Raw genomic sequence first — 18236 nt, 5'->3', positions numbered from 1 at the left:
GTTCTGCTACCTGAAGCCTGCGATGTGTCGGAGGCCCGAGGTCGAAGGAGGTCAGGCGGCCTTCACCCCGGCCAGGAACGCCGACACTTCGTGGCCGAGGTTCTCGGAGTAGCGCGACAATTCCCTCGCCGCGCCGAGCACCTGGGTCGCGGCGGCCCCGGTCGAACTTGCTCCGATACGGACGTTCGAGATGTTGCTCGTCACCTCCTGGGTGCCTTGCGCGGCTTCCTGCACGTTGCGGGCGATCTCGCGGGTGGCGGCTCCCTGCTGCTCCATCGCGGCGGCGATGCCGTTGGAATAGGCCGACATGTCGGTGATGGACTTGCCGATGCGGGTGATGTCGGACACGACCTCGCCGGTCGCGCCCTGGATCTCGCCGATCTTGGTCCGGATGTCCTCGGTGGCCCTGGCCGTCTGCCCGGCGAGTTCCTTCACCTCCGTGGCGACCACCGCGAAGCCGCGCCCCGCCTCGCCCGCGCGCGCCGCCTCGATGGTCGCGTTCAGGGCGAGCAGGTTGGTCTGGCCGGCGATGGTCGAGATCATGGCCACGACATCGGTGATGCTGTCGGCGACCTCGGTCAGCTTCTTCACGTTGGCCTCGGTCCGGCGGGTTTCGGCCACGGCCTGTTGGGCCATGTCGGAGGATTGGGTCGCCTGGGTCACGATTTCCTGGATCGACGCGGACATCTCCTCGCTGGCGGCGGCGACCGTATGGACGTTGGCGGAAGTCTCCTCCGCCGCGCTCGCCACCGTGGAGGCCTGCTGGATCGACTGGTCGGCGGTCGCCGACAGGGACTGGGCGGTGGCCTCCATTTCGGTGGCGGCGCCCGCCAGCCCCTGGGTCAGGGCCGAGACATTGGCCTCGAACCGGGCGGTCAGGTCGCTGAGGGCGTCGGCCCGGCGCATCTTGGCCTGGTTCTCCGCCGCCTGCTCCCCCGCCATCCGGCGCGCGTCGATGGCATTGCGTTTGAACACCTCCAGGGCGCGTGCGAGCAGGCCGATCTCGTCCTTGCGCTCGGTGCCCTCGACGGTCACGTCGAGATCACCCGAGGCGAGCCGGCTCATGGAAGCCGTCATGCCCTTCACCGGACGGGAAACCCCCAGCACGACGATGGCGCCGGCGATCGCCATGGCCGACAGGAGACCGCTCGTGGCGGACGTGATCAGCAGAAGCGACGCCGACGCAGCAATCTGATCCGCGTGGTCGGCGCCTTCCTTCAACTCCTTGTCGATCACCGCGATCCGCTCCGAGATATGTTCGCGCAACTTCGCACGAAGGGGGGCTGCCTCCTTCTGCGCGATGTCCGTTCCCCTCTGCAGGTCGTTCTTCAGTCCGGCTTCCGTCGAGCGGGCCAGGATGGCGAAGTAGGCGTCCAGGGCGTCCCGCATTGTCGCGTTCCGCGCCACGCGTTCCGGCGTGTCGGCCAATTTCGCGAGGCCGGCCTGGGCGTCCCGCGCCGATTTGATGGCCGCATCCTGCCTGACCTTGTAGCCGTCCATTTTCTTGGCATCCTGTTCCAGCAGGATGTTGCGGTTCTGAACCGTCGCTTCGGTGACGCCGATCTGCAGGGTCAGGGCATGGTTCTGCCGGGCGGACTGGATCTTCACGATCTCCTGCGTCTGGTCGGCGATCCGGCCCATGGAATAGCGCGCGTAGGCCACGAGCCCCGCAGAGATCGCAGCCGTCAGGACCAGCGGGATGATGATCTTGACCAGAAGGCTGAGGTTGTTGAACGACTTCATCGAACCGATACCCAAAGGGGGAGGTGTGAACGGATGCTGACATCTTGCAAGAGAATGTCATAAGGAAGTATTAATTGAATTACTATGTATCATGTTTGATGCATGCTGTCGGTAATGTTCAGCAATACATCGTATTAATCCCGTATTTTACCGTATATTACGACCGATGCTAAGACAACGAGCGGCGTGGGATCGCATCCGGGCGCTGGATTCAAGTGCAATCCCGAGCAACCACCGATGATCCGCCGGGCGCCGAGGCATTCGATCCTCGTGATCTGCCGCATCGTCTCGGGGACGATGGACTTCGCCGGCGGGGGCGGCCTTCGATGCCGATGATCTCGGCCGGCCATGCCCGTTGACGGAACGAGGCGAATGCAAGGATTGGTTTACCATTCCGGCACAGGATCGAATCCGAGCCGGCTTGACGCTGCCGGCGGCTGTCGGCTGCTCGTTCCGGGCGCCGTAAGGCTCACGGAGAGCGACGCCCCATGATGTCCCGCGCGGAACGCACGCCCCTGACCGACTGGTGGTGGACCGTCGATCGCGGCCTGCTTGCCGGCCTCACCGCCCTGATGGTGGCCGGCCTCGTCTTCCTCATGGGCGGCGGACCGCCGGTGGCCGAGAAGATCGGCCTGCCGACCTTCCACTTCCTCAACCGCCAGGCGATGTACCTCGCCCCGACGATCCTCATCATCGTCGCGGTGTCGTTCCTGTCCCTCCGCCACATCCGGCGCGTGGCCCTGGCCACCTGGATCGTCGGCGTCACCCTCTGCATCCTCGCCGGCAAGTTCGGGCCGGAGATCAAGGGCGCGCATCGCTGGATCCAGTTCGGCCCCTTCGGCCTGCAGCCCTCGGAATTCGTGAAGCCCGCCTTCGTGGTCGTCGCCGCCTGGGCCTTCTCCGAGGGTGCGCAGCGCCGCGACATGCCCGGCGGCCTGCTGGCGATCCTGCTCCTGCCCGTCACCATCGTGCCGCTGATCCTGCAGCCGGATTTCGGCCAGACCATGCTGATCACCATCGTCTGGTGCTCGCTGTTCTTCGTGGCCGGCCTGCACTGGTTCTGGGTCGCGGGCCTCGGCGTGGCCGGCCTCGTCGGCGTCGGCGTCGCCTACCAGTTCCTGCACCACGTGCGCGAGCGCATCACCCGCTTCCTCGACAAGGATTCCGGCGACAGCTTCCAGGAATACTGGGCGCGCGAATCGTTCAATTCCGGCGGCTGGTTCGGCACCGGCCCGGGGGAGGGCGTCGCCAAGCGCCACCTGCCCGACGCCCATACCGACTTCATCTTCTCGGTGACCGGCGAGGAATTCGGCGTCCTCGTCTGCCTCGGCCTCGTCTGCCTCTTCGCCTATATCGTCATGCGCGGGCTGAAGCTGGCGCGACGCACCGACGACACCTTCTCGCGCCTGGCCATCACCGGGCTGACCACCCTGTTCGGCCTTCAGGCCTGCATCAACATGGCGGTGAACGTGCGGCTGATGCCGGCCAAGGGCATGACCCTGCCCTTCGTCTCGTATGGCGGCTCCTCGCTGATCTCCCTGGCGCTCGGCATGGGCTTCCTCGTGGCACTCACCCGCAAGCGGCCGCGCATGTCGACCCTGAGCCAGAAGCCCCCGGGCACCGCGCCCGCCACGGTCGCCGGAGTGATGCGGTGACCGTGCGGACAGCCACCATCCTGCTCTGTGCCGGCGGCACGGGCGGCCACCTCTTCCCGGCCGAGAGCCTCGCCCATGCCCTGCGGGCGCGGGGTGTGCGCGTGGTGCTCGCCACCGACGCCCGCGTCGATTCCATCGCGGGCGAGTTCCCGGCCTCCGAGATCGTCACCATCGCCTCGGCGACGCCGTCCGGCCGCTCCATCGTCAAGCGGGCGGGGGCGCTCCTCACCCTCGGGCGCGGCTTCGGCGTGGCGGCGCGCGAGATCCGGCGCATCGATCCGGCCGCCATCGTGGGCTTCGGCGGCTATCCCACGGTGCCGCCGGTTCTCGCCGGACAGATCCTGCGCGTGCCGACCATCCTGCACGAGCAGAACGCCGTGATGGGGCGCGCCAACGCCTTCCTGGCGCGGGGCGCGCGCGCCATCGCCACCGGTTTCAGGCAAGTGCGCGGCATCCCCCCGAAGGCCACGGCCCCGCGCACCCATACCGGCAATCCCCTGCGCCCCGCCGTGCTCACGGCGGCCGAGACCCCCTATCCGCCCTTGGGCGAGGCCGACGGCCTGCATCTCCTCGTCTTCGGCGGCAGCCAGGGGGCGGCGGTGATGGGGCAGGTGGTGCCCAAAGCCATCGCCCAGCTGCCCGCCGACCTCCGCGCCCGGCTGACGCTGGTGCAGCAGGTGCGGGCGGAAGACCTCACCGAGGTCCAGAATCTCTACCTGTCTCTCGGCCTCGCCGGTCTCGAGACGGCGCCGTTCTTCAAGGACCTGCCCGCCCGCATGGCCCGTAGCCATCTGGTCATCGGACGCTCCGGCGCCTCCACCGTGTCGGAACTCGCCGCCATGGGCCGGCCGTCGATCCTGGTGCCGTTGCCCGGCGCCCTCGACCAGGACCAGGCCGCCAATGCCGCGACCCTCGCCGGCATCGGCGCCGCGCTCGCCATCCAGCAGAGCGCCTTCACCCCCGACCGCCTCACGGCCGAGCTCCTCGACCTCTTCACCCATCCGGCAAAATTGACCGAAGCGGCCGCAGCCGCCAAAAGCGCGGGCATCCACGATGCCGCCGAGCGGTTGGCCGATGTCGTCCTCGAGACGGCGGCCCGCACCTGATTCCGAGCCGGGGCGCCCTCACGCGCTCCGCGACACGACGAGACTGGTTCACACCATGAAGCTGCCCGACAAGCTCGGCCCCATCCATTTCATCGGCATCGGCGGCATCGGCATGTCCGGCATCGCCGAGGTCATGTCGAACCTTGGCTATACCGTCCAGGGGTCGGACGCCAACGACAACGCCAACGTCCGGCGCCTGGCCGAGAAGGGCATGAAGACCTTCATCGGGCACGCCGCGCAGAACGTCGAGGAGGCCGCCCTCGTGGTGGTCTCCACGGCGATCCGGCGCGACAATCCCGAGCTCATCGCCGCCCGCGAGCGCCGCCTGCCGGTGGTGCGCCGGGCCGAGATGCTGGCCGAGCTGATGCGCTTCAAATCCTGCGTCGCCATCGCCGGCACGCATGGCAAGACCACCACGACGTCGCTGGTGGCGACGCTGCTCGACGCCGGCAACATGGACCCCACCGTCATCAACGGCGGCATCATCAACGCCTACGGCACCAATGCCCGCATGGGCGAGGGCGAGTGGATGGTGGTGGAGGCCGACGAATCCGACGGCACCTTCCTGAAGCTGCCCGCCGATGTCGCCATCGTCACCAATATCGACCCCGAGCATCTCGACCATTTCGGCTCGTTCGAGGCGGTGAAGGACGCGTTCCGGCGCTTCATCGACAACATCCCCTTCTATGGCTTCGCCGTCATGTGCATCGACCATCCGGTGGTGCAGGACCTCGTCGGCCATATCGAGGATCGCCGCATCATCACCTACGGCGAGAACCCGCAGGCCGATGTCCGCCTCATCGACGTGGACCTGCGCGGCGGCCAGAGCCGCTTCCGCGTCATGATCCGCGACCGCCGCCCCGGCTTCCGCATGGAGATGGAGGATCTGGTCCTTCCTATGCCGGGCAAGCACAATGCGTTGAACGCCACCGCGGCCCTCGCCGTCGCGCACGAGCTCGGCGTCGAACCCGAGGCCATCCGCAAGGCGCTGGCCGGGTTCGGCGGCGTCAAGCGCCGCTTCACCAAGACCGGAGAATGGAACGGCGCGCTGATCTTCGACGATTACGGACACCATCCGGTGGAGATCAAGGCGGTGCTGAAGGCCGCCCGCGCCTCCACCGAGGGCAACGTCGTCGCCATCGTCCAGCCGCACCGCTACACCCGGCTCGCCTCGCTGTTCGACGATTTCTGCACCTGCTTCAACGATGCCGACACGGTCATCGTCGCCCCCGTCTACGCGGCGGGCGAAGCGCCGATCGAGGGCATGGACCGCGACGGCCTCGTCTCGGGCCTGAAGTCGCGCGGCCACCGAGACGCCATCGCGCTGCAGCGCTCCGAAGATCTCGCCGGTCTCGTGGCGACCCGCGCCAAGCCCGGCGACTACGTCGTGTGCCTGGGGGCCGGCAACATCACGCAATGGGCCTACGCCCTGCCGGGCGAATTGGCGGCGTTGCAGGGGTGAGCCCCGCTCAGATCACCGGTGCGGCCGGGACGAGGTCTTCCAGGTCGACGCCGAGCGCGTCGGCCAGTGAGCGAAGGACGACGATGTCGCTCGTCCCGGTGCCGTCCTCAATGGCCGTCAGATCCGCGTGTGAAATGCCGCTGCGTGCCGCAAGTTCGGTCGTCGACAGGCCACGTCGTGCGCGCCAGAAGGCGAGCGGAGACGGTGCGTGGCGCAAGGCATCGAGATCGGCTTCATTCAGCAACTCGTCCTCGCCGGAAGCGAGCCGGGTCTGCGACGTGACCAATGTCTGCAGGTCCGATGCATCCTCGGCCAAAGCGGCCAGCCGCTCGAACTCGGCTTCGGGCATGATGACGATGGATTCGCCGGACGGTGTCTGCGTGCGCACGATGGTCATGGTGCTGGATCCTACCCGTAGATCGAGCCGCGGGGACCGACGGCATGCACAATGACCCGATCCGGCTCGATCGTGAAGATCACGCGCCAATCGCCGATCCGCAGGCGAAACCCCTCGGCCCCTTTCAGGGCCTTGATGTTGTTGGACAGAGCCGCGGGATCGTCGGCGAGGGTTCTCAGTTTCTCGCGTATCTGCGCTTCGGTGTTGGCCGGCATACGGGCGAGCGCCCGAGCCGCGGGACGGGTGTAGACGATCGTTCGGCCCATGCCACCACCTGTTGCAGCCGCCAACAACTTTCCGTTGAATATGCCGGAAGGCAAGGGATTCGATGACCGCCTTTCCCGACATCACCCCTGAGATCCGCGCCGCCGCTCCCGCCCTGCGCGGGCGGCTGCTGGCCAACCCGTCGCTGTCCGACCTCACCTGGTTCCGCGTCGGCGGGCCGGCGCAGGTGCTGTTCACGCCGGCCGACGAGGAGGATCTGGCCCATCTCCTCAGCGCCCTCGACCCCGCGCTTCCGGTGACCGTGATCGGCCTCGGCTCTAACCTGATCGTCCGCGACGGCGGCATTCCCGGAATCACCATCCGGCTCGGCGGCAAGGCCTTCGGGTCCGTCGAGATCGACGGCGAGACCCTGCGGGCCGGGACCGCGGTGCCGGACATGCGCCTCGCCAAGGCCGCGGCCGAGGCGTCCCTCGACGGGTTGGCCTTCTTCCGGGGCATTCCCGGCTCCATCGGCGGCGCGCTGCGCATGAATGCCGGCGCCCATGGCGGGGAGACCACCGACGTGCTGGTGGAGGCGCGCGGCATCGACCGCTCGGGAGCGCTGCGGCGCTTCACCCATGCGGAGATGGGCTTCACCTACCGCCACAGCGAGGCGCCCGAGGACGTGATTTTCACGAGCGCGCTGTTCCGGGGCCGTCCCGGCGACCGCCAGGACATCGAATCGGAAATGGACCGCGTCACCGCCGCCCGCGAGGCGGCCCAGCCGATCCGCGAGCGCACCGGCGGCTCGACCTTCAAGAACCCGCCGGGCGGCAAGGCATGGCAACTCGTCGATGCCGCCGGCTGCCGTGGACTGACGATGGGCGGCGCCCAGGTCTCGGAGATGCACTGCAACTTCCTGATCAACCGCGATGGCGCCACCGCCGCCGATATCGAGGGACTCGGCGAGGAAGTCCGCCGCCGGGTGCGCGAGACGTCGGGCGTCGAGCTGCATTGGGAGATCAAGCGGATCGGTTTGAACGCAGTGGCGTAAGCCGGTAAGACGTAAGGCGAGAGCCGGAGGGATGCATGCTGGATCGTAGCGTTCGCGCCGCCTATTCGAAGATCTCGGTCAAGAGCCAGACGGTGCTGCCCGCGGAAGTCCGCGAGCGGCTGGCGGTTGGGCCGGGGGATCGTCTGCGCTACGTCCTGACCGAGGAGGGCGTCCGCATCGAGAAGGCCCCTCCGGAGGGGGACGACCCGTTCGTGACCTTCACGGAATGGGCGGGCAGTGCGGACGACGAAGATTATGCCCACCTCTGATCCGGGCGGCTTCTCGCCTGGAGCGGTGATCGTCGTGCCCTTTCCCTATGCGGATCGCCTCGTCGAGAAGCGCCGGCCGGCCCTGGTCGTCTCCGGCGCGGATGTCGCGCGGGCCGGGTTCGTCTGGGTCGCGATGATCACCAGCGCCCGCAACGCCGCCATGCCCGGCGACCTCGCGATCGAGGATCTCGACGAGGCCGGTCTGGTCACCGCATCGGTGGTGCGTCCGATCAAGATCGCCTGCATCGAGCCGTCCCGCATCCTTCGCCGGATCGGCTCCCTCCGGGCCGATTCGGCGGACCTCGTGTTCACACGCATCCGCGCGCTGATCGGCGGCGCGTGACGCTCACCCGCACATTCGTTTCCCCGCCCGATTCTGGAGCTTCGCCCATGTCCAAGCACGTCGCCGTCCTCATGGGCGGATGGTCCTCCGAGCGTCAGGTCTCCCTGAACTCGGGCCGCGCCTGCGCGGACGCCCTCGAAGGGGAGGGGTTCCGCGTCACGCAGGTGGATGTCGGGCCGGACATCGCCACCGTGCTCACGGAGTTGCGCCCGGACGTGGCCCTCAACGCCCTGCACGGTCCGGCCGGCGAGGACGGCACGATCCAGGGTCTGCTTGAAATCCTGCGCATTCCCTACACCCATTCGGGCGTCCTGGCCTCGGCCCTGGCGATGCATAAGGAACGTGCCAAAACGATCATGAAGGCCGCCGGGGTGAGCGTTCCGGAGGGGCTGGTCGTTAACCGTCATGATGCCGCGAAGTCACACCCGTTAACTCCGCCCTACGTGATCAAACCCATCGCCGAAGGCTCCTCCATGGGCGTCATCATCGTCCAGGACGGGCGCTCCCATCCGCCCCAGATTCTCGCCTCGGACGAGTGGGTCTACGGGGAGCAAGTCCTTGCGGAGACTTACGTTGCGGGCCGCGAGCTCACCTGCGCGGTGATGGGGGACAAGGCCCTCGGGGTCATCGAGATCAAGCCCGCCTCGGGGGAGTGGTACGACTTCGATGCGAAGTACGCCGAGGGGGGGTCGATCCACGTCCTCCCGGCAGAAATTAAACCAAAAATTTACCAGCGTGTCCAAGAGTTGTCGTTAACGGCGCATCAAGCACTTGGATGCCGGGGCATCAGCCGTGCGGACCTTCGATACGACGACACACCGGGTGGAACCGGTGCCCTCGTCGTCCTGGAGGTCAACACGCAGCCCGGGATGACCAAGACGAGCCTTGTGCCGGAGATCGCAGCCTACGCTGGCTTGAGTTTCGGTGAGCTCGTCCGATGGATGGTGGAGGACGCTACTCTGGGTCGTTGAACGCCGCCGGTCAGGCTGGCGTCGACGGAACCCCCGCGCCCGGTCCGGGCTCGCTCGTCGCCGGTCTGGCGGCGCGCCTGCCGCGACTGGTGCGCCCCATGCTGCGCTCGCGCCGTTCGCGGCTCGGGCAGCCGATCGAGCGGCGCATCCCGCGGCACGCGGGCACGCTGACCCTCGCGGTCACCTTCGCCGTCCTGTCGGTGACCGGTTTCGTCGCCAGCGGCCGCTACGACCGCTTCGTGCTGGAGAACGGCCACGTCTCGGACGTCCTGGCCCGGCTGGCCGGTTTCGGCGTCGAGCGCGTCACCATTTCGGGCATCTCCCGTCTCTATGAGCGGGAAGTGCTGCAGGCGGCCGGCATCGACGGCCACTCGTCCGTGGTCTTCCTCGACGTCGCCGAAGCGCGCCAGCGCCTCCTCGATGTGCCGCTGATTTCCAGCGTCTCGGTGCGCAAGGTCTATCCGAACGAGATCGTCATCAACCAGGTCGAGCGCGAGCCCGCCGCCCTGTGGCAGCGCAATGGCGAGATCTCGGTCATCGCCGCCGACGGCACCGTCATCGACGAGATGCGCGACGACCGCTACGCCGCGCTCCCCCTGGTGGTGGGCGAAGAGGCCAACGAGCGCCTCAAGGATTACCTCGCCCTCATCGAGGCGGCGGGGGAACTCGGCGAGCGGGTCAAGGCCGGCACCTACGTGTCCGGCCGGCGCTGGACCCTGAAGCTCGACGGCGTCGACATCCGCCTGCCCGAGACCGGGGCCGCCGAGGCCCTGGCCCGCCTCGTCAAGCTCGAGCGCGACAGCCGCATCCTCGAGAAGGACATCATCGCCGTGGACCTGCGGCTGCCCGACCGGGTGGTGGTGCGGCTCACGGAGGAGGCGGCCGCCACGCGCGCCGAATCCCAGAAGAAGAAGCCGAAGGGCAAGGGAACCGAGACATGAGCCGTACGATCCGTCCGGCGCCTCTCGCGTCCCGCCAGCCCGCCCTTCCCGCCTCCTTCGCCCGGTAATCCGATGCACGCGCAACACGGCCTCACGCCGCGTATGAAACCGCTCTCCGCGCGCCGGAGCACCATCCTCTCGGTGCTCGACATCGGCACGAGCAAGGTGGTCTGCCTCATCGCCGAGCTCCAGCCGGCCGAGGCCCTCACCACCCTGCGCGGACGGACCCATTTCGCCCGCATCATCGGCATCGGGCATCAGCGCTCGCACGGCCTCAAGGGCGGTGCCATCGTCGATCTCGAGGCCGCCGAAGGGGCGATCCGCCAGGCGGTCCACGCCGCCGAGCGGATGGCCAAGGTCGAGGTCCAGTCGGTCATCGTCAACATCTCCGGCGGCCGCCTCGGCTCGCAGCATTTCGAGGCCCATGTCGGCGTCCGCAGCGGCACCGTCATGGGCGCCGACGTGGAGCGCGCCCTGGAGACGGCGAGCGCCCATGGCGTCAGCCCCGGCCGCACCGTGCTCCACGCCCTTCCCACCGGTTATGCCATCGACGGCCAGGGCGCGGTCATCGATCCCACCGGGATGATCGGCGAGTCCCTCGGCGTCGATCTCCACGTGGTCACGGCGGAGGCCGCCGCCGCCCGCAACCTGATGCTGGCGGTGGAGCATTGCCATCTCGGCGTCGAGGCGGTGATCGCCACCCCCTATGCCGCCGGGCTCTCCGCCCTCGTCGACGACGAGGCCGAAATGGGCGTCTGCGTCGTCGACATGGGCGGCGGCACCACCAGCTTCGGCGTGTTCGAGGGCGGTCACCTCGTCCACGTGGACGCCCTGGCGGTGGGTGGCCACCACGTCACGATGGACATCGCCCGCGGCCTCTCCACCCGGGTGGCGGCGGCCGAGCGGCTCAAGACCCTGTACGGCTCGGCGATCTCCACCGCCTCCGATGAGCGCGACATGATCGCGGTCCACGGGGTCGGCGAGGACGAGGGCGACGCCCCCACCCACGTGCCGCGCTCGCAGCTCGTACGGATCATCAAGCCGCGGGTGGAGGAGATCGTCGAACTCGTTCGCGATCGTCTCCGCAACGCGGGCTTCGCCGCCCAGGCCGGCCGCCGGGTGGTGCTGACGGGGGGCGCGAGCCAGCTCGTCGGTCTGCCCGAGGTCGCCCGCCGGGTGATGCAGGGCCAGGTGCGGATCGGCCGGCCGCTGGGCATCCGCGGCCTGCCGGAGGCCGCCAAGGGACCCGCCTTCTCCGCCGCGGTGGGCCTGCTGGTCTACCCGCAGGTGGCGCATGCGGAACATTTCGAGCCGCGGGGGCACAGCGCTCTCCTGGGCACCGGAACCGACGGCTACATCCCCCGCGTGTACCGTTGGTTGCGGGAGAGTTTCTAGAGACGAGGCCCGCCCCCGGAAGGGGGTGGGGCGACGACACAATCGGCGCCTTTGCGGAGGCGCTCATCGGCAACGCGAAAACGGCACGAAGGGCTCGACACCATGGCCATCTCTCTCCAGGCGCCTGACATCCGCGAACTCAAGCCCCGCATCACCGTCTTCGGTGTCGGCGGCGCCGGCGGCAACGCCGTCAACAACATGATCGAATCCGGCCTGCTGGGCTGCGAGTTCGTGGTCGCGAACACGGACGCCCAGGCGCTCACCTCCTCCAAGGCCGAGCGCGTGATCCAGATGGGCCTCGGCGTGACGCAGGGGCTCGGCGCCGGCTCGCACCCCGAGGTCGGCTCGGCCGCCGCCGACGAGGTCATCGACGAGATCCGTGACCAGCTCTCGGGCGCTCACATGTGCTTCATCACCGCCGGCATGGGCGGCGGCACCGGCACCGGTGCGGCCCCCGTCATCGCCCGCGCCGCCCGCGACATGGGCATCCTCACCGTCGGCGTCGTCACCAAGCCCTTCCAGTTCGAGGGCGTGCGCCGCATGCGCACCGCCGAGGCCGGCATCCAGGAACTCCAGGCCGCCGTCGACACCCTCATCGTGATCCCGAACCAGAACCTGTTCCGGGTCGCCAACGAGAAGACCACCTTCGCCGACGCCTTCGCCATGGCCGACCAGGTGCTCTATTCGGGCGTCGCCTGCATCACCGACCTGATGGTCAAGGAAGGCCTCATCAACCTCGACTTCGCCGACGTCCGCGCGATCATGCGCGGCATGGGCAAGGCCATGATGGGCACCGGCGAGGCGTCGGGCGAGAAGCGCGCCAACCGCGCCGCCGAAGCCGCCATCGCCAACCCGCTCCTCGACGACGTGTCGATGAAGGGCGCGCGCGGCCTGCTGATCTCGATCACCGGCGGCAACGACCTCACCCTCTACGAGCTCGACGAAGCCGCCACCCGCATCCGCGAAGAGGTGGATTCGGACGCCAACATCATCCTCGGCGCCACCTTCGACGAGAGCCTCGACGGCATCATCCGCGTCTCCGTGGTGGCCACCGGCATCGAGCCGGCGCTGATCACCGCGCATTCGCAGAACAACCCCGAGATCGTCCAGACCGAGCAGCGGATCGCTGAAGTGGCCGAGCGCCTGCGTGCGGAAGCGAGGGCCAGGGCGGCACAGCCCGCCCCCACCTTTCGTGCCCCCGAGCAGCCGCTGACCGCTCCGGCCTCCATGTCCCAGGCCCCCATGTCCCAGGCCCCCGCGCCCCAGGCGCAGATCCAGCCGCAGGCCCCGCGCCCCGCGGCCTCCGAGCCGGTGGCCATGGCCCCCGAGCCCCTGCGCATGGAAGCCCCCGCCGCCCCGACGGCTCGCGACGAGGTCGTCCTGACCCAGACTCAGCCGCGCACCGCCATGGCCTACGAGCCCGCTCCGGCTCCGGTCCAGGCTCCGGCCCCCGTGCAGCAGGCCGCCGGCCCGTTCGTGCCGCCGCGTCCGGCCGTGGCGGTGGCCCGCGCCCCGCGCATGCCGCAGATCCAGGACCTGCCGATGCCCGGCCAGGCCCAGCTCCGCGCCCAGCGCGGTGAGGAGCCGGCCGAGCCGGCCGGGGATTCCAAGCGGATGACCCTGCTGCGCCGCCTCGCCACCGTCGGCTTCGGCGGACGCCGCGAGGAGGCCGAGGCCGCCCCGCTGCCGCCCATGCGCGCTCCCGCCCCGCAGCCGGCCCCCCAGCCGGAATACGCTAAGCGGGCACCCGTGGCGGCTCCCCCGGCCTATCGTCCGGCCCAGGGCAACCTCGATGCACAGGGACGTGTGGCGCCCCAGCCCCGTCTGATGGATGACGACCAGCTCGAAATCCCGGCCTTCCTGCGTCGTCAGGCGAACTGAAACGCCACGCCGGACAGCCGCTGAGGTTTTTATGCAACAAGCCCGGGGTCTCAGGACCCCGGGCTTAACCTCGTTTTAAGTCCTTGTCCGGAAACGGTTATCCAGAACGTCTCCGGAAAGCGTGTCTGTAACAGAGCGTAAGAAAGCGTGATTTGGCTAACGCTTCGGCCGCCGCGTATACGATTTTTGGAACGAAAAAGGCGCGGCGGTTTCGCCGTCAGCGCTCGCAGGGGCTTCAAGCAGCGGACGGGTCAAAGAGGCGGCGCAATCCCGTAATCCAGGGAGAGCGAGCCTGATCACGGCCGAGGGCTAGGGAATGCGGACGAACCAACAGATCACTCTCAAGGGCCCGGCCACGCTGCGTGGCATCGGTGTCCATTCCGGGAAGCCGGTGGAGATCACTCTCCACCCCGCTGCGGCCAATCACGGTATCTGCTTCCTCCGTACCGGAATGCCCACGGGCCACGATCGGCTCATCAAGGCCCACCACGCCTGCGTCTCCGCCACCGAGTTGTGCACCGTCATCGGTGACGTGGAGAGCGGCGCGGTCGCCACCATCGAGCACCTGATGTCCGCCCTCTTCGGGCTCGGCATCGACAACGTCCTCGTCGAGATCGACGGGCCGGAAATGCCGATCCTGGACGGCAGCGCCCGCCTCTACGTCGAAGCCATCGACGCCGTCGGCATCGCCACCTGCGGGGCTCCCCGCCGCTGGATCAAGGTGCTCCGCACCGTCCGCATCGAGGTAGGACGTGCCTTCGCCGAGCTCCGCCCCATCGACCGGGGCTTCCGCCTCGACGTCGAGATCGATTTCGACAACCCGGTGATCGGCCGCAGCCGCAAGGCGATGGACCTGAACCCCGCCTCCTACCGCCGCGAGATCGCCGGCGCCCGCACCTTCGGCATGATGAAGGACGTGGAGCGCTACTGGAAAGCCGGCTTCGCTCTGGGCGCCTCCCTCGAGAACACCGTGGCCGTCGGCGACAACGCCGTCGTCAACCCCGAGGGCCTGCGCTACGCCGACGAGTTCGTGCGTCACAAGTATCTCGATGCCGTCGGCGACCTGGCCCTCGCCGGCCTGCCGATCCAGGGCGCCTACCGCTCCTATTGTGGCGGCCACCGGATGAATGTCGGCGTCCTCGACGCGCTGTTCGCCGACCGCGCCAACTACACCATCGTCGAAGCGCCCGGCGCCCGCCGCGAGACCACCCGGCCGGAATTCGGCGTCGGCCTCAGCCTCGCCGCCTTCGCCAGCGACCTGTAACCGACAAGCAACATCCTCGCTTCGAATACGTCCGCCGCTCGGCCGCCGCTTTCACGCCCAAATCGGACGCCACTGGTAAATCGTCCGTGACAAGAGGCGAGGTCGCGTGTGCCCCATCGAGGCACATGGGCCGTGGCACCGTGCCGTCAGCCGCTCGACCGACATTTGTGATGGCTTGACGATGCGGCCCCCTTGCCGGGCGCATCTGTTGGGGGAACCGGAATGCGTCTCAACGATCGTAACCGCGGGGCGACGGCAGCCGTGCTCCTGACGCTGTGTGGCTTCGGCCTCGGCGGCTGCGACGCCCTCGACTCGATCAATCCCTTCGCCGAGAAGTACAAGCCCGAGGTCATTCCCGACGTCCCGGCCGACAAGCTCTACAGCGAGGGCCTGGCCAAGATGGAGGACAAGGACTTCGAGGGCGCGTCGAAGAAATTCGGCGAACTCGACAAGGCCTATGCCTATTCCGACTGGTCGCGCAAAGCGCTGCTGATGACCGCCTACTCGAATTACGAGGGCGCCAAATACGACGACGCCATCAACGCCTCGAAGCGCTACCTGCAGCGCCACCCGGCGAGCAAGGACGCGGCCTACGCCCAGTACCTGATGGCGATGTCGCATTATAAGCAGATCCCCGACGTGACCCGCGACCAGGACCGCTCCGAGAAGGCGCTGGCCGGTCTGCAGGAGCTCGTCCAGAAATATCCGACCTCGGAATACGCGGCGGACGCCAAGGCCAAGATCCAGATCACCCGCGACCAGCTCGCCGGCAAGGAAATGGAAGTCGGCCGCTTCTACCTGGAGCGCCGCAACTTCCCCGCCGCGATCAACCGGTTCCGCGATGTGGTGAGCAAGTACCAGACGACCCGCCACGCCGAGGAAGCGCTGGAGCGTCTGGTCGAGGCCTACATGGCGCTGGGCATCACCGCCGAGGCGCAGACCGCCGCCGCCGTGCTCGGCCACAACTTCCCCGACAGCCCCTGGTACAAGGATGCGTTCGCGCTCCTCCAGAACGGCGGCCTGGAGCCCCGCGAGGAGAAATCCTCCTGGCTCAGCAAGGTCTATCGCGGCGTCATCGGCCGCACCGCGGACGCGCGCTAAGCGCATCGGCCCAACCCGCGACGACACGCATATCGGTCGCGGGCCATTTTTCGGGTGAAGCGGCCGCCGCTTCGCCGTAAGACGTGGCCACCGTATCCAACGAGGCCCACCCCGCGGCATGCTGAGTCAGCTCGCGATCCGCGACATCGTTCTCATCGATAAGCTCGCCCTGAACTTCCGCGAAGGCCTCAGCGTCCTGACCGGGGAGACGGGTGCGGGCAAATCGATCCTGCTCGACGCCTTCGCCCTGGCCCTGGGCGGGCGCGGCGATGGCGGCCTCGTGCGCCACGGCGAAGGGCAGGGCGGCGTCACCGCCGTGTTCGACGTGCCCCTCGACCATCCCGCCCGCCGCCTCGCGGCCGAGGCCGATCTCGATACCGAGGGTGACCTGATCCTGCGCCGGGTGCAGATGGCCGACGGCCGCACCCGCGCCTTCGTCAACGACCAGGCCGTGGGCGTGCAGGTCCTGCGGGCCATCGGCGCCACGCTGGTCGAGATCCACGGCCAGCACGACGACCGGGCGCTGGCCGATCCCGGCACCCACCGCGCCATCCTCGATGCTTTCGGCGGCTTGCAGGCTCCCCTCGCGGCGGTGGGCGAGGCGGCCAAGCGCGTGCGCGCCGCCCGCTCGGCTCTCGCCGAGCACCGCGCCAGGGTGGAGGCCGCCCGCAAGGAGGTCGATTTCCTGCGCCATGCCGCGTCGGAGCTGGAGACGCTCGATCCCCAGGCCGGGGAGGAAACCTCGCTGGCCGAGCGCCGCATGGTCATGCAGCAGAGCGAGAAGGTGGCCCGCGAGCTCTCCGAGGCGATCGAGGCGGCGGGCGGCCCGAATTCGGCCGTGTCCCATCTGTCCTCGGCCATGCGCAAGCTGGAGCGGCGGGCGAGCCAGATCCCGGCCCTGGTGGAGCCCTGCATCGCCGCCCTCGACGCCGCGCTGTCCGCCCTCGACGAGGCCCATTCCGTCCTCGACACGGCCCTGCGCGAATCCGAGTTCGATCCGCGCGAACTGGAGCAGGTGGAAGAGCGGCTCTTCGCGCTCCGCGCGGCCTCCCGCAAGTATCAGGTGCCGGTGGACGAACTCGCCGCCCTGCGCCAGCGCTACGAGGCGGACGTGGCCGCCATCGATGCCGGCGAGGAGGCCCTCGGCGGTCTGGAGGCGACGCTCGCCCAGGCGGAGGCGGCCTATGCCAAGGCCGCGACCAAGCTCGGCGAAGGCCGCCGCAAGGCCGCCAAGGCCCTCGACCTCGCCGTGAAGGCCGAGTTGCCGCCGCTGAAGTTGGAGCGCGCCCGCTTCATCACCGAGATCGTCACCGACCCCGAATCGCGCGACCCGGCGGGCTACGAGCGCGTCGAGTTCTGGGCGCAGACCAACCCCGGAACGCGGCCCGGCCCGATGATGAAGGTGGCGTCGGGCGGCGAGCTCTCCCGCTTCATGCTCGCTCTCAAGGTGGTGCTGGCCGACAAGGGCTCGGCCCCGACCCTGATCTTCGACGAGATCGATACCGGCGTCGGCGGCGCCGTGGCCGATGCCATCGGCGCCCGCCTCGCCCGTCTCGCGGCCGGCGTCCAGGTCGTGGCCGTGACCCATGCGCCCCAGGTCGCCGCGCGGGCCGAGACCCATTTCCTCATCGCCAAGGACCCGGTTAAGGGACGCGACCGAGTCGCCACCCGCGTCTCCGCCCTGGAAGCGCCCGCCCGCCGCGAGGAGATCGCCCGCATGCTGGCCGGCGCCACCGTGACCGACGAGGCTCGAGCGGCGGCCGCACGCCTGCTTCAATCTACGGATGCCTGACGCGCGATCTTAACCTTCGGTTAACCATCTTGCGCGATGGTATGGGTACGACGCAGAGAATCTTATGGAAACGCGTCGGCACATCGGGAGTTCGCGTGATGGATCTGGGAGACGGTGAGACCGATCCCCGGCCTGTGAACGAGTCGGACGGCATGCCGATTCTGACGAGTCCGACCCGCCACCATCTCGGTGGCACCCTCCGGGCGATCTACGAAGACACGTTCGATACGCAGCCGATTCCGGACAGCCAGATCGACCTCCTGCTGCGCCTCCGGCACAAGGAACGCGACCGCCGCCGCGTGGGCTGAGACGGTCACGGTTCCTTCACCCCGGCCGGCCCGTCGCCGCTACCAGCGGCGAGCCCCCGGCATGCGCTGGTATTCGGCGCCACGGATCAGCGTCATCACCGCGTCGAGCTCCGCCAGCAGGGCGCGCTCGTCCTCGGCGGCTTTCGCGACCTCGTCCGGATCGGTCCCGAACTGTCGTCGCTGCTCGGCACGGGTGAGCTCGAGCTCCAGATCCTCCCTGCGCGCATGCAGGGCGAGGAAATCGGCATCGCCATCACCCCCGGTGGGTGTCACACTCGATTCGTTCTCCAAGGTGCTGACCTTCCAGGACGGCTGGCGAGACGGGCTGCTCCGTCGTCGCCATCGCCGAA

Annotated in this window: 18 protein-coding genes; 14 read left to right on the top strand and 4 right to left on the bottom strand. The window is 68.7% G+C overall.

The features are described 5' to 3' along the window. Window positions 1-51: 51 nt before the first annotated feature. On the bottom strand, window positions 52-1743 hold the full coding sequence (locus ASF08_RS17025; protein WP_056147904.1) for a methyl-accepting chemotaxis protein: 1692 nt from the start codon (window positions 1741-1743) through the stop codon (window positions 52-54). Window positions 1744-2231: 488 nt separating this feature from the next. On the opposite strand from ASF08_RS17025, the gene ASF08_RS17020 reads away from it, so the two are divergent. From ASF08_RS17020 to murC, 3 genes are read left to right on the top strand one after another with little or no spacing between them, the layout of a single operon-like run. Next, window positions 2232-3398 carry an FtsW/RodA/SpoVE family cell cycle protein gene (locus ASF08_RS17020; protein ID WP_018041921.1) on the top strand — a complete coding sequence of 389 codons (1167 nt, stop codon included), beginning with the start codon at window positions 2232-2234 and terminating at the stop codon, window positions 3396-3398. After that, window positions 3395-4504, top strand: a complete 1110-nt coding sequence (gene murG / locus ASF08_RS17015) for an undecaprenyldiphospho-muramoylpentapeptide beta-N-acetylglucosaminyltransferase (RefSeq protein WP_056147504.1) — start codon at window positions 3395-3397, stop codon at window positions 4502-4504. The genes ASF08_RS17020 and murG overlap by 4 nt, the downstream gene beginning before the upstream one ends. A 55-nt stretch (window positions 4505-4559) precedes the next feature. Further along, window positions 4560-5966, top strand: a complete 1407-nt coding sequence (gene murC, locus ASF08_RS17010) for a UDP-N-acetylmuramate--L-alanine ligase (RefSeq protein ID WP_018041923.1) — start codon at window positions 4560-4562, stop codon at window positions 5964-5966. A gap of 7 nt (window positions 5967-5973) precedes the next feature. On the opposite strand, the gene ASF08_RS17005 is transcribed toward murC, so the two are convergent. Continuing rightward, on the bottom strand, window positions 5974-6363 hold the full coding sequence (locus ASF08_RS17005) for a helix-turn-helix domain-containing protein (protein WP_056147501.1): 390 nt from the start codon (window positions 6361-6363) through the stop codon (window positions 5974-5976). 11 nt (window positions 6364-6374) lie between these two features. Continuing rightward, complete coding sequence (locus tag ASF08_RS17000; protein ID WP_082473252.1) at window positions 6375-6629, bottom strand: type II toxin-antitoxin system RelE family toxin; 255 nt, start codon at window positions 6627-6629, stop codon at window positions 6375-6377. 62 nt (window positions 6630-6691) lie between these two features. On the opposite strand from ASF08_RS17000, the gene murB reads away from it, so the two are divergent. The 11 genes from murB (at window position 6692) to ASF08_RS16945 (ending at window position 17886) form a co-directional block, all read left to right on the top strand. Continuing rightward, complete coding sequence (gene murB / locus ASF08_RS16995; RefSeq protein WP_056147498.1) at window positions 6692-7621, top strand: UDP-N-acetylmuramate dehydrogenase; 930 nt, start codon at window positions 6692-6694, stop codon at window positions 7619-7621. 35 nt (window positions 7622-7656) lie between these two features. Next, window positions 7657-7890 carry an AbrB/MazE/SpoVT family DNA-binding domain-containing protein gene (locus tag ASF08_RS16990; protein WP_056147485.1) on the top strand — a complete coding sequence of 78 codons (234 nt, stop codon included), beginning with the start codon at window positions 7657-7659 and terminating at the stop codon, window positions 7888-7890. Next, window positions 7877-8233, top strand: a complete 357-nt coding sequence (locus tag ASF08_RS16985) for a type II toxin-antitoxin system PemK/MazF family toxin (RefSeq protein ID WP_056147482.1) — start codon at window positions 7877-7879, stop codon at window positions 8231-8233. The genes ASF08_RS16990 and ASF08_RS16985 overlap by 14 nt, the downstream gene beginning before the upstream one ends. Window positions 8234-8280: 47 nt before the next feature. Beyond that, on the top strand, window positions 8281-9204 hold the full coding sequence (locus tag ASF08_RS16980; RefSeq protein WP_056147480.1) for a D-alanine--D-alanine ligase: 924 nt from the start codon (window positions 8281-8283) through the stop codon (window positions 9202-9204). After that, window positions 9171-10145, top strand: a complete 975-nt coding sequence (locus ASF08_RS16975; protein ID WP_026175605.1) for a cell division protein FtsQ/DivIB — start codon at window positions 9171-9173, stop codon at window positions 10143-10145. The genes ASF08_RS16980 and ASF08_RS16975 overlap by 34 nt, the downstream gene beginning before the upstream one ends. 72 nt (window positions 10146-10217) lie before the next feature. Then, window positions 10218-11540: a cell division protein FtsA gene (ftsA, locus tag ASF08_RS16970; protein WP_056147477.1), complete on the top strand. Its 1323-nt coding sequence runs from the start codon at window positions 10218-10220 to the stop codon at window positions 11538-11540. Between the two features lie 102 nt (window positions 11541-11642). Beyond that, on the top strand, window positions 11643-13421 hold the full coding sequence (ftsZ, locus tag ASF08_RS16965) for a cell division protein FtsZ (protein ID WP_056147473.1): 1779 nt from the start codon (window positions 11643-11645) through the stop codon (window positions 13419-13421). A gap of 316 nt (window positions 13422-13737) precedes the next feature. Then, entirely contained in the window at window positions 13738-14685 is a 948-nt protein-coding gene (gene lpxC / locus ASF08_RS16960) for a UDP-3-O-acyl-N-acetylglucosamine deacetylase (protein ID WP_018041932.1), read from the top strand. 222 nt (window positions 14686-14907) lie between these two features. Next, the gene (locus ASF08_RS16955; protein WP_018041933.1) at window positions 14908-15786 is read left to right on the top strand and encodes an outer membrane protein assembly factor BamD; all 879 of its coding nucleotides are present in this window, start codon (window positions 14908-14910) and stop codon (window positions 15784-15786) included. A 118-nt stretch (window positions 15787-15904) separates the two neighbouring features. After that, window positions 15905-17578 carry a DNA repair protein RecN gene (gene recN, locus ASF08_RS16950; protein ID WP_056147471.1) on the top strand — a complete coding sequence of 558 codons (1674 nt, stop codon included), beginning with the start codon at window positions 15905-15907 and terminating at the stop codon, window positions 17576-17578. A 98-nt stretch (window positions 17579-17676) separates the two neighbouring features. Then, complete coding sequence (locus ASF08_RS16945; protein WP_018041935.1) at window positions 17677-17886, top strand: hypothetical protein; 210 nt, start codon at window positions 17677-17679, stop codon at window positions 17884-17886. 39 nt (window positions 17887-17925) lie between these two features. Here the strand turns inward: ASF08_RS16945 and ASF08_RS16940 are convergent, their stop codons facing one another. Then, window positions 17926-18159 (bottom strand): hypothetical protein, encoded by a 234-nt coding sequence (locus ASF08_RS16940; protein ID WP_026175607.1) that lies wholly within the window; start codon window positions 18157-18159, stop codon window positions 17926-17928. Window positions 18160-18236: the final 77 nt, after the last annotated feature.

The sequence above is a fragment of the Methylobacterium sp. Leaf85 genome (assembly GCF_001422125.1).
Taxonomy (GTDB): domain Bacteria; phylum Pseudomonadota; class Alphaproteobacteria; order Rhizobiales; family Beijerinckiaceae; genus Methylobacterium; species Methylobacterium bullatum.
This window is presented reverse-complemented; position numbering and strand designations above follow the sequence as displayed.